General features: G+C 52.9%; 16 protein-coding genes. 10 read left to right on the top strand and 6 right to left on the bottom strand.

Translation table 11 applies throughout. From position 1 onward, the window contains the following. Positions 1-10: 10 nt before the first annotated feature. The gene (gene pncB, locus G9Q38_RS07980; RefSeq protein ID WP_114419796.1) at positions 11-1,186 is read right to left on the bottom strand and encodes a nicotinate phosphoribosyltransferase; all 1,176 of its coding nucleotides are present in this window, start codon (positions 1,184-1,186) and stop codon (positions 11-13) included. 187 nt (positions 1,187-1,373) lie between these two features. On the opposite strand from pncB, the gene fdxA reads away from it, so the two are divergent. From fdxA to G9Q38_RS07950, 6 genes are all read left to right on the top strand, one after another. Beyond that, the gene (gene fdxA, locus G9Q38_RS07975) at positions 1,374-1,697 is read left to right on the top strand and encodes a ferredoxin FdxA (RefSeq protein WP_114419798.1); all 324 of its coding nucleotides are present in this window, start codon (positions 1,374-1,376) and stop codon (positions 1,695-1,697) included. Positions 1,698-1,700: 3 nt separating this feature from the next. Further along, positions 1,701-2,486: a ferredoxin--NADP reductase gene (locus tag G9Q38_RS07970; protein ID WP_119516189.1), complete on the top strand. Its 786-nt coding sequence runs from the start codon at positions 1,701-1,703 to the stop codon at positions 2,484-2,486. A 35-nt stretch (positions 2,487-2,521) separates the two neighbouring features. After that, positions 2,522-3,754: a polyhydroxyalkanoate depolymerase gene (locus G9Q38_RS07965; protein ID WP_119516188.1), complete on the top strand. Its 1,233-nt coding sequence runs from the start codon at positions 2,522-2,524 to the stop codon at positions 3,752-3,754. Continuing rightward, entirely contained in the window at positions 3,751-4,386 is a 636-nt protein-coding gene (locus tag G9Q38_RS07960; RefSeq protein ID WP_119516187.1) for an RnfABCDGE type electron transport complex subunit B, read from the top strand. Before G9Q38_RS07965 ends, G9Q38_RS07960 begins: the two co-directional genes overlap by 4 nt. Then, on the top strand, positions 4,383-5,027 hold the full coding sequence (nth, locus tag G9Q38_RS07955; RefSeq protein WP_119516186.1) for an endonuclease III: 645 nt from the start codon (positions 4,383-4,385) through the stop codon (positions 5,025-5,027). The genes G9Q38_RS07960 and nth overlap by 4 nt, the downstream gene beginning before the upstream one ends. Before the next feature lie 92 nt (positions 5,028-5,119). Then, positions 5,120-5,890: an ATP-binding cassette domain-containing protein gene (locus tag G9Q38_RS07950; protein WP_119516185.1), complete on the top strand. Its 771-nt coding sequence runs from the start codon at positions 5,120-5,122 to the stop codon at positions 5,888-5,890. Here the strand turns inward: G9Q38_RS07950 and G9Q38_RS07945 are convergent. Genes G9Q38_RS07945 through G9Q38_RS07935 form a run of 3 tightly spaced genes read right to left on the bottom strand, consistent with a single transcriptional unit; the run spans position 5,841 to position 9,487 of the window. Next, positions 5,841-6,605: an ABC transporter ATP-binding protein gene (locus G9Q38_RS07945; RefSeq protein WP_119516184.1), complete on the bottom strand. Its 765-nt coding sequence runs from the start codon at positions 6,603-6,605 to the stop codon at positions 5,841-5,843. The two genes, G9Q38_RS07950 and G9Q38_RS07945, sit on opposite strands and share 50 nt — an antisense overlap. After that, positions 6,602-8,446, bottom strand: coding sequence for a branched-chain amino acid ABC transporter ATP-binding protein/permease (locus G9Q38_RS07940; protein WP_119516183.1), 1,845 nt, complete (start codon positions 8,444-8,446; stop codon positions 6,602-6,604). Before G9Q38_RS07940 ends, G9Q38_RS07945 begins: the two co-directional genes overlap by 4 nt. A 3-nt stretch (positions 8,447-8,449) precedes the next feature. Next, positions 8,450-9,487, bottom strand: coding sequence for a branched-chain amino acid ABC transporter permease (locus G9Q38_RS07935; protein ID WP_114419809.1), 1,038 nt, complete (start codon positions 9,485-9,487; stop codon positions 8,450-8,452). Positions 9,488-9,709: 222 nt separating this feature from the next. Here G9Q38_RS07935 and msrB point away from each other — a divergent pair, with 222 nt between their 5' ends. The 4 genes from msrB to G9Q38_RS07915 are packed head-to-tail and all read left to right on the top strand — an operon-like array spanning position 9,710 to position 11,710. After that, positions 9,710-10,105 (top strand): peptide-methionine (R)-S-oxide reductase MsrB, encoded by a 396-nt coding sequence (gene msrB / locus G9Q38_RS07930; protein ID WP_114419810.1) that lies wholly within the window; start codon positions 9,710-9,712, stop codon positions 10,103-10,105. Further along, positions 10,102-10,644 carry a septation protein A gene (locus tag G9Q38_RS07925; protein WP_114419812.1) on the top strand — a complete coding sequence of 181 codons (543 nt, stop codon included), beginning with the start codon at positions 10,102-10,104 and terminating at the stop codon, positions 10,642-10,644. Before msrB ends, G9Q38_RS07925 begins: the two co-directional genes overlap by 4 nt. Continuing rightward, complete coding sequence (locus tag G9Q38_RS07920; RefSeq protein WP_114419814.1) at positions 10,641-10,925, top strand: BolA family protein; 285 nt, start codon at positions 10,641-10,643, stop codon at positions 10,923-10,925. Before G9Q38_RS07925 ends, G9Q38_RS07920 begins: the two co-directional genes overlap by 4 nt. 8 nt (positions 10,926-10,933) lie before the next feature. Continuing rightward, positions 10,934-11,710 carry a peptidylprolyl isomerase gene (locus G9Q38_RS07915; protein ID WP_114419815.1) on the top strand — a complete coding sequence of 259 codons (777 nt, stop codon included), beginning with the start codon at positions 10,934-10,936 and terminating at the stop codon, positions 11,708-11,710. Between the two features lie 45 nt (positions 11,711-11,755). Here the strand turns inward: G9Q38_RS07915 and ligA are convergent, their stop codons facing one another. Both ligA and G9Q38_RS07905 read right to left on the bottom strand, forming a co-directional pair. Further along, complete coding sequence (gene ligA / locus G9Q38_RS07910; protein ID WP_228276079.1) at positions 11,756-13,798, bottom strand: NAD-dependent DNA ligase LigA; 2,043 nt, start codon at positions 13,796-13,798, stop codon at positions 11,756-11,758. Further along, positions 13,795-14,826, bottom strand: a complete 1,032-nt coding sequence (locus G9Q38_RS07905; RefSeq protein ID WP_119516182.1) for a cell division protein ZipA C-terminal FtsZ-binding domain-containing protein — start codon at positions 14,824-14,826, stop codon at positions 13,795-13,797. Before G9Q38_RS07905 ends, ligA begins: the two co-directional genes overlap by 4 nt. Positions 14,827-14,851: the final 25 nt, after the last annotated feature.

The raw sequence follows: 14,851 nt of genomic DNA, 5'->3' as shown, positions 1-14,851 counted from the left end.
CACCTCATGCTCAAACAGGCGGCAATTGAAACACCTGCCGCAAATAAGCCAAGTAGGCCGGATCATCACACATTGTTTTTTCAGGTGCGTCAGACACTTTGGCAACGGGCTGCCCATTGCAACGTACCATTTTCATCACAATTTGCAGTGGCTCATGACCCAGATCGTTAGTCAGATTGGTACCAATTCCAAACGACACTTTACAACGGCCGGAAAACTGCTTGGCCAGCTCGATAGCGCGCGGAAAGGTTAAAGCGTCGGAAAAAACCAACGTTTTGGTTCGTGGATCGACCCGATTGGCGACGTAATGCGCGAGCAGGCGTTCACCCCACTGGAATGGGTCGCCGGAGTCGTGACGCGCGCCATCGAAGAGCTTGCAAAAATACATGTCGAAATCGCGTAAGAAAGCGTCCATACCGTATACATCTGACAACGCAATACCCAAGTCGCCCCTGTATTCCTTCGCCCAGGTTTCAAGCGCAAAAACCTGTGAGTCGCGCAAACGCGGCCCTAATGCCTGGCACGCCTGCAGATACTCATGCCCCATGGTACCCAAAGGGGTCACGCCATGCTTTCGCGCAAGAAATATATTGCTCGTTCCGGCGAAATGCGCGCCCATTTGATCGTGCATCGTTTCCACTACTTCATCGTGCCATTGCTTGGAAAACCGACGTCGCGTGCCGTACTCTGCAACGCGGAAATCCGCCAGCGCCGGATCATCTATCACGAGATTCATTTTCTTACGTAGCCGACGGCGCCCTTCATCCCAACCAGGTTCTTTGCAGGTATTGCGAAAAAACACTTCATTCACAATGGCCAGAACAGGTATTTCGAACAGAATGGTGTGCAGCCACGACCCCTTCACGGAAATGGCGATTTCGCCGGGAAGTTCGCCATGATCAATATGAATACATTTTTCGGGCAAATGAAACAACCCGAGAAAATCAACAAAATCACTTTTAATAAACCGCAGCCCGCGCAAATACTCGAGCTCATCATCGGTGAATTCCAATTGACACAAGGCATGCACCTCTTCACGGATTTCATCGAGATAAGGCGCCAAATTGACGTTGGGCGTGCGACATTTATACCGATACTCCACCTGCGCAGCGGGAAAATGATGCAAAACCACTTGCATCATGGTGAATTTATATAGGTCGGTATCCAAAAGTGATGTAATGATCATGTGTTCGCTTGCGCTGCCTACGCGGGTTGCCTTCCGGGTAATTGAATCATTATTAGGTAAAATGCCCGTAAGGGGTTTTACCCAATGTATCAAAACAGGCATTGTAATGTTTAACCTGGCATCTCACATTGCGGTCGCGCAAGGTATACGTCACAAACCTGAATGTCATTTTTGCCGGAGTCTCTGAATGACCCACGTGGTTACCGAAAACTGTATTAAATGTAAGTACACTGATTGTGTCGACGTCTGCCCTGTCGATTGCTTCCGGGAAGGGCCCAATTTTCTCGTTATCGACCCCGACGAATGCATCGACTGCGCGGTTTGCGTGCCTGAGTGCCCGGCCAACGCCATTTTCGCGGAAGAGGATGTTCCTGCCGACCAGGTTCGCTTTATCCAGATCAATGCAGATCTTTCCCCGGAATTCGGACCCATAAACCGCTCGAAAGGCGGCTTGCCCGACGCCGATGAATGGAATGGGGTTGAAGGTAAAGAACAGCATCTGGAAAGATAGGGCATGACTGAACAGAAATACACACGCCAGAAAGTTTTACAAGTTCGTGAGTGGGTACCGGGGAAGTTGCTATCCATCAAGGTAAGCCGCCCAGACAACTTCAAGTTCAAAGGCGGCCAATACGCACGTCTTGGGCTATCGGAAAAAATCGAAACAGACACCGAACCTTCAATCTGGCGGGCGTATTCAATGGTGAATGGGCCTGACCAGACACCACTGGAGTTTTATTCCATCGTCGTGCCCGAAGGTGAGTTCAGCCCTCGTTTGGCCGCCTTGAAACCGGGCGACACCATTTACATCGACAACACGGTTTTCGGCTTTTTGACGGCCGACCGCTTTGAACCGGGTGGTACGCTATGGATGATCGCCACCGGAACCGGGCTGTCGGCGTACCTGTCGATGCTGAACGATCCCGCCACATGGGCGGCCTTCGATCAAATCATCCTGATTCACGGCGTACGCACCAAAGACGAACTTGCTTACAGCGAAGAAATACGCCAGTGGCAGGCTGATAGCGGCACCCAAGCCTTGCCGGCAAAGTTTGTCTACCTTGCCATCCCAACCCGTGAGCCCATGCCCGGCGTTCCACAAGAACGCATTACGACACTTATCGAGAATGGCGAGCTCGAAAAACTGGCCCACTGCCCATTAGACCCGGACCGCAACAAAATCATGCTTTGCGGAAACCCTGAAATGCTGGCTGACGCCCGTGCCATACTGAAGAAGAAAGGTTTTGCCGTCGGTCGACGCGGCAACCCGGGCAATCTTGCCGTTGAAAATTATTGGTAAACCCATCCCCTGTCACAAAAAGGAAACCACTCGCAATGCTTTACGATCTACACGAATTGCAACGCACTTTTCTCATGCCGCTCGTTTCCTTTACCGGTCAGGGCTCGCAACTATTTACCCACCCATACAGCCCCCTCTCGTACACACCGGTATCTCGCCATATTGCCGCAACATACGAGCTCATGCACCGGTTGGGCAAAGCCTATGAAAAGCCCGAATGGGACATTGACCACACTGTCATCGACGGAAAAAAAATTCCGGTAGAACCGCAAAGCGTCAAAGAACTTCCGTTTTGTAAGCTCATCCATTTCAAGCGTGAAGAACCAGTCGACCGAGACCTGCCAACCGTATTACTGGTTGCGCCCTTATCCGGACATCACGCCACGCTGTTAAGAGACACAGTAAAGTCGTTTTTACCTGCGCATGAGGTATACATTACCGATTGGGTCGATGCCCGCATGGTCTCGCTGCGCGACGGCGCTTTTCACTTACATGATTACGTAAACTACATTCGTGATTTCCTGCACTACCTGGGGCCCGGCGCACATGTGGTGTCGGTATGCCAACCCACTGTTCCCGTACTGGGCGCGGTATCACTTATGGCTGCAGACAGCGACCCATGCCTGCCCGTCAGCATGACCCTCATGGGCGGTCCCATCGATGCGCGGGAGTCTCCCACGCAAGTTAACCGTCTTGCCACAACGCAATCACACTCGTGGTTCGAAAACAACCTGATCCATCGCGTTCCGGCCAAATACCCGGGCGCCGGCCGTCGGGTTTATCCCGGCTTTCTGCAGCATGCGGGGTTTATCGCCATGAATCCGGATCGCCACATGGAATCGCATTACGATTTCTATCTGGATTTGGTCAAGGGTGACGATGACGACGCTGAATCGCACCGTCGTTTCTACGATGAATATAACGCCGTTCTCGACATGCCGGCTGAGTTCTATCTGGACACAATCGATATCGTATTCCAACAACATCTTCTGCCACGCGGATGCTGGGATGTACAAGGAGAGCGTGTTGATCCAGGGAAAATAAAGGGCGTCCACCTGTTAACCATTGAGGGCGAACTCGACGATATTTCCGGACAAGGTCAAACGCATGCCGCGCATGAACTGTGCACCGCCATTCCAGCCAAGTACAAACATCGTTACACGGCAGCGGGTTCAGGGCATTACGGTATATTTTCCGGCCGGCGCTGGAGGAATATTATTTATCCGGAACTGGCTCAATTCATTGCCAATGCACGTCCAGCTTCATGAACCAGAACGCGCTTGTTGAACAAGTCGATGCAATTTTGCCGCAAACACAATGCACGCAATGCGGGTACAACGGCTGCCTGCCCTATGCGCAAGCCATTGTCACCGAGCATGCACCCATCAATCGATGTCCCCCTGGGGGGGACGCCGGCATTGAGGCCTTGTCTCGCTTGTTGAACCGCGCTGTTACCGCACTTGACACAAACTGCGGGCAGCCTGAACCACTGCAAGTAGCCCAAATCGACGAGGCGCATTGCATTGGTTGCACCCTGTGCATACAGGCTTGCCCAACCGACGCCATTGTGGGCGCTTCAAAACTCATGCACACCGTCCTACCCGACTCCTGTACGGGATGCAAACTTTGTGTTGCCCCATGCCCGGTAGACTGTATCAATATGGTTCCGGCTGAACGGGAATGGACTGCCGAAGATGCCGACAAGGCACGTACAAACACCCGGCGTCGCGAAGCGCGTCTGAAACGCAAGCATCCTGAAGACCAACCACTGGCTGCACGCACGCTCAGCAACAAGGCCGCACTAACTGCTTCTGCCAACAATGATGCAGAAGCCCGCAAAAAAACCATTGCTGATGCGCTGGCACGTGCACGGGCCCGACGTCGGGGCCAAACACCGTGAATCAACAAAAACGCAAAGCCATCTTTGCCCGCCTGCAGAGCGCCAATCCGAACCCCACCACCGAACTGGAATATGAAACCAACTTCCAGTTGCTGATTGCCGTCATCCTATCGGCGCAAGCAACCGACAAATCGGTCAATCTTGCCACCGCCCGTTTCTTTCCTGAGTTCGGAACACCCGAAGGTATTTTGTCTCTGGGGCTGGAAGGCCTAACCGAAAAAATCAAATCAATTGGGCTTTATCGAACCAAAGCGGAAAATGTGATCAAAACGTGCCGGATCCTTTTGGAACAACACAATGGCCAAGTCCCCCAAGATCGCGCGGCACTTGAAGCACTGCCCGGGGTAGGCCGAAAAACAGCCAACGTCGTGCTCAACACGGCCTTTGGTCATCCCACCATCGCAGTTGATACGCATATTTTCCGTGTCGCCAACCGCACACGCCTGGCTCCGGGCAAAACAGTGCTGGAGGTTGAAAGAAAACTGGAAAAGGTGGTTGCGCAAGAATACAAGCTGGACGCACATCATTGGCTGATTTTGCATGGTCGCTACGTATGCCTGGCACGTAAACCCAAATGCAAGCAATGCGGCATTAACGATTTATGTGAATACAAAGAAAAATCAGGGATTGTCCCGCTATGACAAACCCTCATTTGCTTTTGGTTCGAGTCCCGTCATACTGACGTCTGGCTGAACACTGTTCTGTATTTCACAAGCAATCATAAGGGGGTTGCATGGCGCACCCTGCCCTCGAAATCAAAAACCTGAATGCGTGGTACGACGATCATACCCACGTCCTCAAAGGCATCGACCTTACCGTCATGCCCGGCCAGGTTATTGGTTTACTCGGCGACAATGGCTCCGGCCGCACAACCACGCTTCGCTCACTTCTCGGCCTAACAGGCACCAGAACCGGTTCAGTGAGAGTCAACGGTGTTGAGTCCATTCATATGCCCCCACAGAAAATCGCCCATTTAGGTATTAGTTACGGGCCTGACGAACACACGCTTGCCGAAGACCTAAGCTGCGAAGAAAACCTGCTCAAACCAATGCAGGCAACAGAGACACTGGGCGGGGGGATGTCATTGGCGGGCATTTACGAACTCATGCCGCTTTTACGACATTTCCGGCATCACCCCGTAGCACATTTATCAACGCCTGAAAGGCAATTACTTGCTGTTGCAAAAGTATTGCGGCAGGGAACCAACATACTGTTGCTAGACGAAATCAGTGACAGCATCACGCCCAATATAGCCCACATTCTCAGCCACGCCATTAGCACACTGAAAACACAGGGCTACACCATTGTCATGGCGGATCATCAACCGGGCGCTGCCGCCCAGGTTACCGACTACTTTCACGTCATTAAAAATGGGCAGCTACTGAATAGTTTTTCACCGGCACCTACCTGGGACGAGCTGGATACACCACCTGCGCCCCCACAAGCTGCACCCCCTATGCCACTTCAGCCTTCTTGTTCCCCAGCCCCAGATAGCTCTCGATAACACGCGGATTGTCGCTAAGCTCTTTGGCCGGCCCCTCGAGAATCACCTCGCCGGTTTCCAGCACGTAGCCGTAATCAGCCACCTGCAGGGCAGCACGGGCATTTTGCTCGACCAGCAAAATCGAAACGCCGGTCTGCCGCAACCGTGCAATAATCTGAAAAATTTCACGCACAATACGCGGCGCCAGACCAAGACTAGGCTCGTCAAGCATTAGCAATTCCGGTTGCGCCATTAGCGCACGCCCCACTGCAAGCATTTGCCGTTCACCGCCGGAAAGCGTGCCGGCATGCTGTATGCGACGCTCTTTCAAACGGGGGAAAAGCTCATAAACCTCATCGATTTTATCTTTCCAGCCCGTTTTGCCGGCGCGGTAAAGACGAAAGCCACCCAATAACAGATTGTCTTCAACAGACATACTGCCGAATAATTCACGCGTTTCAGGAACAAGGGAGATGCCATGCGCCACCCTTTGCTCAACCTGCCAACCGGAAATATCACGGTCGCGATACCGCACTTCCCCCGTGCAGTGTCCATTACTGGGCAAAGAACCCATAAGCGAATTCAGTAAGGTCGACTTACCCGCGCCGTTGCCCCCAATGACGGTAACAATATGGCCTTGGGCCACTTTAATACTCGCCTCATTCAGGGCAGTCACCTTGCCATACTGTGATGTCAGGCTGTTCACCTGCAAGACCAGATTTTCCGTTGCGCTCATGCCACACCCCCTGCCGTTGCCGACGCGTGTCCATCGACACCGTCGTCCAGATCAAGCCCTTCTTCGATGCCCCCCAGGTAAGCCTCAAGCACTGCCGGGTTCTTCTGGATTTCTTCCGGGCGACCTTCGGCAATTTTGGTACCGAAGTCCATCACCACCAGATGATCGGTGAGGTTCATCACGAAATCCATATCGTGCTCAACCAAGAGAATACTCATGCCCTCATTACGCAGTTGATCCAGCACTTTCGCCAACTCCTGCTTTTCTTTGTAACGCAGGCCAGCCGCAGGCTCATCGAGCAGCAGCAACACGGGATCAGCCGCCAAAGCCCGCGCAATTTCGAGAATACGTTGTTGCCCCAGCGCCAGATTGCCGGCCTCTTCATACAGATGATCACCTAGACCCACACGCTCAAGCTGAACAGCCGCTTCGTGAAGTAGCTCGGCTTCACTCTTGCGTTCGGTATGCAGCGTGGCCGACACCACCCCTACGTTGCGGCGCAAATGCGCGCCAATTGCGACGTTTTCGAGGACGGTCATGGTAGGCAGCAACTGAACATGCTGAAACGTACGGCCCACGCCCAACTTTGCAATTTCGCGTGAACGCAGCTTTTCAAGCTGATGGCCCATAAAATTTACCGCTCCGCTGGTAACCGGCAGAACACCTGTTATTAGATTAAACGTTGTACTTTTACCTGCACCATTAGGGCCGATCAGGCCCATGATTTCGCCGGCCTTCAGTTTGAAACTAATATCGTTAACAGCAACCAACCCCCCGAACTCTTTGCGAGCACCTTCAACCTCAAGCACCAACTTGCCTTGCTCGGGCCGAGTGCGTTGCGGCAGTTGCTCCGCCTTGGGCGGCGGCGCCATACGGCGGGTTGCACCTTGCCCAGTAACACTATTCCACGCAGACGCAATCAATGGCCATATACCATCGCGCGCATATTGCAGCACCAACACCATCAGAACCCCAAACACAACCAGCTCGAAGTTCGCTGTCGTGTCGAGAATAGCAGGCAGGACATTCTGGATTTGGTCTTTAAGTGTCAGGATAGCTCCGGAACCAACGATAGCGCCCCAGACACTGCTGCTCCCCCCAACCACGGCCATGAACAAATACTCGATACCGTAGTTCAAGCCAAAAGGACTGGGACTCACTGCGCGTTGCATATGTGCATACAACCAGCCCGACAGACAAGCCAACAAAGCGGCATAAACAAAAATAATAATTTTGTACGATGCCATATTGATGCCGAAAGACTCAGCCATGACCGAACCACTCTTGAGAGCACGAATGGCTCGCCCAGGGCGGGAGCTCAGCAGGTTATACGTACCCCACATAGCCAACAGCACGCACACCCAGATCAAATAGAAAATTTCGCGCCCGCTGTCCAGGGAAAAGCCAAACACATTAACGGGCTGAATGCCGGCAATCCCGTCGTACTGGCCCAGAAACGCCATGTTCCCGAACAGGTAATAAAGCGACAAACCCCAGGCGATTGTGCCCAGCGGCAAATAATGCCCTGACAAACGCAACGTGATGGCACCAAGCACATAAGCCACGACCAGCGTCAGCACCAAGCCGATGATAAGCGCCAGCCAGGGAGACCAGCCCGCTGCCGTAGTGAGGTAAGCAGTGGAGTAGGCACCCAACCCCACAAACGCCGCCTGACCGAAAGACGTTAACCCGCCCACGCCCGTAAGCAGCACAAGCCCTAAAACGACCAAAGACGCAAGGCCAATGTAATTCAACTGCGTGACCCAGAATTCCGGGGTAGCCGACCATTGAGGCACAAACGCCATAAAAACAACGAAGAGAATGAGTATGAATCTGTTCATGGCTTAATCCTCGTCGTCGTGATGATGAGTGCCGAACGAACGCCACAACAGCACAGGAATGATCAGTGTAAACACAATAACCTCTTTGTAAGCACTGGCCCAGAACGATGAAAATGCCTCGAGAATACCCACGAAAAGCGCACCGACGGCAGTAACGGGGTAGCTGACCAAACCGCCGATAATGGCGGCGACAAAACCTTTAAGCCCAATTAAAAAGCCGGTGTCGTAATAAATGGTGGTTACCGGTGCAATAAGCATGCCGGACAGCGCGCCAATGGCGGCTGCAAGCGTGAATGTAAGACTGCCCGACATATTGGTGCTAATACCCATAAGCCGCGCCCCGCGCCGGTTCACGGCTGTGGCGCGCAACGCACGACCATACAGGGTTTTACCGAAAAACAGCCACAACGCAATGATGAGGACCGCTGCTGTGCCCAATACGAAGAAGGTTTGTGCCGACCAGGAAATAACCCCCATGGACACCTCACCTTCCAGGAAGGCCGGAGTACGCCACCCTTCTGCACCGAAAAACACCAGGCCCAGACCCAACATGGCGAAGTGAACCGCAACCGAGATAATCAGTAAAACCAATACACTGGCTTCCGCCACCGGTTGGTAGGCAATACGATAGATCATCGGGCCCAACGGAATAACCAACGCTAGCGCAAACACGACGTTCAACCAGAGCGGCGTAGTCTCGCTAATGACATACGGTGCCAATAAATACAACGCAACAGGCAATACCAGGGAACCAAGGGCCGCCCGGGGCAATGTCGACCAGTCTTTATTGCGCGCCGCTGACCAGAGCTGCATGAGAAATGTCACCACCCCCGCAATAAGCAACATGGCTACCGTACCGGGAATTTTCCCATTCGCCATAAAGGCCAACGTGAGCGCGCCATAAGCAACAAACTCGCCCTGGGGAATGAAAATAACCCGGGTAACGGCAAAAACAAGCACCAGAGCAAGCCCAAGCAGCGCATACACTGCACCATTCAGAACCCCGTCTTGGAGCAAAATAAGAAAAATTGTTGAGTCCATCTACAACACCAAAAAAAAGACAACAACGTGTCTTGACGTAGAAAAGTCGCTCATGAAACAGCGTTCACCTAATATTCGCAAACCAGCTTACTTTCTAAACCTAAAGAATTATGCCTAATTCATCAACCGGTGTCTTTACGGGGTTTCCCTGTTGTCTTTATCAAAGTCGTTTAACATTAGAGTTAACTCCGCATAGATGTTACTGGTACTAAAAGGCTCAGAATGGAAAAAATTCGCAAGTCGGAAACCGAATGGCGGGCGCAGCTTACGCCCGAAGAATACTATGTTACCCGCGAAAAAGGCACGGAACGTGCCTTCACAGGCCGATATTGGAACACAACCGAATCGGGAATCTATCGCTGCGTGGGTTGCGGAACACCGCTATTTGCTTCCGATACCAAGTTTGACGCCGGATGCGGGTGGCCAAGCTATTTTGCCCCTCTCAATCCCGATCTGGTTCTGGAAGAAACGGATACGTCGCACGGCATGATTCGCACTGAAGTCATCTGCAAAGTATGCGACTCGCATCTGGGCCATGTTTTTCCCGACGGCCCACCGCCAACGGGCCTGCGCTACTGTATCAACTCCCTTTCATTAAAATTCGAACCGGAAAAATGAAAAAACTGCTGTTCGACCTTTTCCCCCTAATTCTGTTTTTTATCGCTTATCGGTATGCCGACATCTACTTGGCAACCGGCGTAGCTATCGTCGCAGCCATCGGCCAGTTCGTTTGGCTAAAAGCGATGGCAAAAAAAATTGAAGCCACTCACTGGATCAACCTGACCGTGATCGTTTTGTTCGGTGGCGCCACGCTGCTATTACAGAACGATGCGTTCATTAAATGGAAGCCCACGGTTCTTTACTGGATCTTCGGCATCGTCTTGCTGGGAGGCCGTTATTTGTTCAAGCGCAACCTTATGCAAAAACTCATGGGGGCACAAATTGAACTTCCGCCTGCTGTTTGGGACAAACTCAACATAAGTTGGGCAACGTTTTTTATTTGCTCAGGCGCCTTGAATCTTTACGTTGCATTTTCAGGCCGGTTTTCAGAGTCGCAATGGGTCAACTTCAAGGTTTTCGGCCTAATGGCTTTATTGCTGGTTTTTGTTGTTGTGCAATCTATTTGGCTTAGCCGCCACATGAAAGATACCCCATGAACCACCCCCAATCATCTCAAACTCAAGACCGTATCCAACTTGTTCGCGAGCGCCTGCAAACGCTCGCACCGTCAACCCTTGAAATTATTGATGAGTCGCACTTGCATGCGGGTCATGCCGGTGCACAAACCGGAGCCAGTCATTTACGTGTCATCATCAGCAGTGCGCAGTTCAACGGGCTGCGCCCGCTTGCCCGTCATCGCCTCGTGTATGATCAGGTCCAGGATCTGATCCCCTTTCCCATTCATGCTTTGGCCATTGTGGCCACAGCCAACGCTTAAGGATGTGTATGAAGAAACTTGTTATGTTCGCTGCTGCTTTTGCCGTTTCCGCTCCGCTGTACGCCCAGAACGTGGCTACAGTGAATGGCAAAGCCATCACCCAAGACCAGCTCGACCAATTTATTAGTTTGCTGGTCAGTCAGGGCGCAAAAGAATCCCCGGAACTGCGCGAACAGGTAAAACAAGAAATGATCGGTCGTCTGGTTGCCGTGCAAGCGGCTGAGCGTGCCGGTGTCGACAAGGAACCCGAAGTGCGTCAGGAGCTGGAACTGGCGCGCCAAGGTATTCTGGTTCGCGCCCTTATGGAAAACTATCTCGAAAAAAATCCCGTTACGGATAAACAGATTGAAGAGGAATACGAAGCTATCAAGAAAGCCCAGTCTGATCGCAAAGAATACAAAATCCGTCACATTCTGGTTGAGGAAGAACAGGCCGCCCGCGACCTTCTCGCCCAAATCGAAGCGAACGAAATAAGCTTTGAAAATGCTGCCAAGGAACACTCAATAGACAAAGGAACAGGCAGCCAAGGCGGTGATTTAGGCTGGTCGACCACCAGTAGCTATGTACCGCCATTTGCACAGGCTGTTGAAAGCATGGAAAAAGGGCAACGCACCAGCGACCCGGTGCAATCGCAATTTGGCTGGCATATTATTGAACTGGAAGATATCCGGCCGGTTACTTTCCCTGCGCTGGCCGAAGTTAAGCCCCAGTTACAGGAAATGCTGCAACAGGAAAAATTGTCGCAATACCAGGAAGAATTAATGGAAAAAGCAAAGATCCAATAAGGCTTGAAACACAGTTAAAAAGGGTTAAGCTGCGCTCAGGTGAAATCAGGCCTGAGCCAGCAGCTCCCTTAAGCCTTGCTCATCCAGAACCGCAACCCCAAGTTCTTGAGCCTTGGTCAATTTGCTGCCTGCGTCGTCGCCGGCAACCACATACGCGGTTTTCTTTGAAACAGACCCACTTACTTTTCCACCGGCAGCCATAATCATGCGCGTGGCTTCATCGCGCGTTAAGGACGGAAGCGTACCCGTTAATACAAAGGTCTTGCCGGCCAGCAACTGGCGGTTTGGTTCGCTTTCCACCTTGGCCTGCACACCGGCCTGCTCCAATAAATGCACAATATCGCGATTGTGAGCCTCGGCGAAAAACTCCAGAACGGAATGCGCCACAACCGGCCCGACATCAGGAACCGTCATGAGCGCGTCTTCGTCGGCATTCATGATGGCCTGTATGGAACCAAAATGACGAGCCAGATCACGTGCCGTCGTTTCACCAACATGCCGGATACCTAACGCGAACACCAAACGCCCCAAAGCCGGCGCACGGGCAGCATCAATTGCCTTCACAAGATTTTCGGCCGACTTGCGGCCCATTCGCTCGTAGTTCAACAACTCTTCAACGCGCAATGAAAACAAATCGGCAATAGACTTTATACGCCCGCTGTCGACCAGTTGATCTACCAGTTTTTCGCCCAAACCTTCAATATCAAGCGCTTTTCTACCCGCGGCGTGTATCAGGCTTTGTTTACGTTGTGCAGCACAAAAAAGCCCACCCGTGCAACGGGAGACCGCCTCTCCCTCAAGCCGATGAATTGTCGACCCACAAACAGGACACTGTTTCGGCATCACGAAAAAAGCGGCGCTCTCCGGCCGCAACTCAGGCACCGGCCCCACCACCTCGGGAATGACATCGCCGGCGCGCCGGACAACCACCGTATCGCCGATACGCACATCTTTGCGGCGAATTTCGTCTTCGTTATGCAACGTGGCGTTCGTTACGGTTACCCCGCCCACAAAAACCGGTTTCAGACGGGCAACAGGTGTAATCGCGCCCGTTCTCCCAACCTGAATATCGATACCCAACAACACGGTCGTTTCCTCTTGGGCGGGGAACTTGTGGGCAATGGCAAAACGTGGGGCACGTGCTACGAAACCGAGCACCTCCTGAGCCTCAAGCGAATTCACCTTGTACACGACGCCGTCGATATCGAAGGGTAAAGAAGAGCGCCGTTGCCCGACGTTACCGTAGAAATCCAACATGCCTTGCGCACCTTTAACCACTTCGCGGTCACGATTAACCGGCAAGCCCAGTTGATCGAACCAGTCGAGCATCTCAGCTTGCGTGGCACGCAAATCAGTGTCGATTTCACCCCACCCATAAGCAAAAAAACGCAATGGGCGACGGGCGGTAATCCGGGGATCGAGCTGCCTTAAACTGCCGGCAGCTGCGTTGCGCGGGTTCACAAAAACTTTCTCGCCACGTGCTTGCTGGCTTTCGTTCAGACGCTGAAAGTCGCGAATATTGATGAACACCTCGCCACGCACTTCGAGCACACTGGGATAACCCTGCTTCAACTGCAGGGGCACAGAGCGCAGCGTGCGAATATTGGATGTAATGTCCTCCCCTTCCTGACCATCACCCCGTGTCGCTGCCTGCACAAGTCTGCCCGCCTCGTAACGCAAGTTCACGGCCAGCCCATCGAACTTATATTCGGCGTGATAAGCCACATGCTCGCCGTCTTTCAACAAACCGCTGCCCAGCAGACCGTCCGTCACGCGACGGTCGAACGCCTGGATATCGTCTGGGTCAAAGCCATTACCCAGCGATAACATCGGTACTTTATGTCGCACACTATCAAAAGCATCCAGCGGTGCTGCGCCGACGCGCTGGGTGGGAGACTCGGGCGTAACCAATTCGGGATGCTGTGCCTCAAGGTCAGCCAGCTCCTGCATCAGCCGGTCGTACTGTGCATCGGAAATCACAGGGGCGTCCAAAACGTAATACCGATGGTTATGCAGCGCGATATCGTCGCGCAACCGGGCGACCTTCTTGAGCACCGTTTCCGAAATATCAAACAATGAACCGGTCACGAAAACAACCTTGCCGTACGCTCATCGCCCGGCGTAAACCCGGCTTGCTCCAAGCGCTCATAAAGTGGCGTAAGCTGCTCATCGATACGTGCGTCGGCCGACTCAGTAACAGGGCGCCCCTGGTCATCCACCAACTGAGCCTGGAAACGCTGAGCCAGGTCACGCCCCACTCCCGCCATTCGGCTGAATGCTTGACTGTCACTGGGACTGTTCGGAATATCAAGCAGCAAATCAAGACGCGAGACGCTTGCACCCTTGAAGCCGGCAGCCGCTTCACCATCAAACATAAGCGCGAAGCGGGCTTGCCCGGACTCGGCCACCCAAACATACTGATTAACCAGCATCACGAAACCAGCGTCTTCCACAACCGAGCATACTTTGCCAAGAGGTTGCGCGCCGTTGAGTTGAACCACCAAGCCCACCTGGGCATCCAGGTTGGCGCAAAACTCGTCCAGCCGCTCAGCACGACTTACAACTTCATCTTGCTCGGGTCCTTCGACGGAGCCATCAAATCGTTCGGCCAAGCCCTGAGCCGCGGTCCAAAGACGAGACCACTCGACATCAGTGAGCGGGCCGGCACGGTTGGCGAGCAAAATCGCCAATTGGATTGACACACACGACTCCTCTGCAGGTAAACCGGCGCGATGAACACCAGTAGTAGTTTCTGCAAAAATACGTACCGGCTTGCTGCTACTGACCGCCAAAGTTCGAGTTGCATCTTTCAATTGGGCACCAGATACGGGTTGCGCGAAGACAACATCAATCACCGCCTCGCACAAGGGATCAACCTCGTCGACATCATCACCACCGGATTCACTTTCAGCAACCACGTCAAGACTTTCCCCCAGACCCGGCTCGCGACGACCAACGGTTGGCGGCAGGCCTCCCAACAACGGATCTTCATCAGTTTGCGGAAAATTTTCCTGCATATGCCGACGTACACGCCTGTCTTGCCACCAGTTAAAAACCAGCACGGCAAAAATCAGGACAACCCCCAGGGCAACCAGCCCGATCTGCAAATCGCTCATGTACGCACTCCGCTTAGCGGTTTCA

The sequence above is a fragment of the Pusillimonas sp. DMV24BSW_D genome, assembly GCF_011388195.1.
Lineage (GTDB): Bacteria > Pseudomonadota > Gammaproteobacteria > Burkholderiales > Burkholderiaceae_B > Neopusillimonas > Neopusillimonas aestuarii.
The sequence above is the reverse complement of the archived record's forward strand: the minus strand, read 5'-3'. Positions and strand labels throughout refer to the sequence as shown.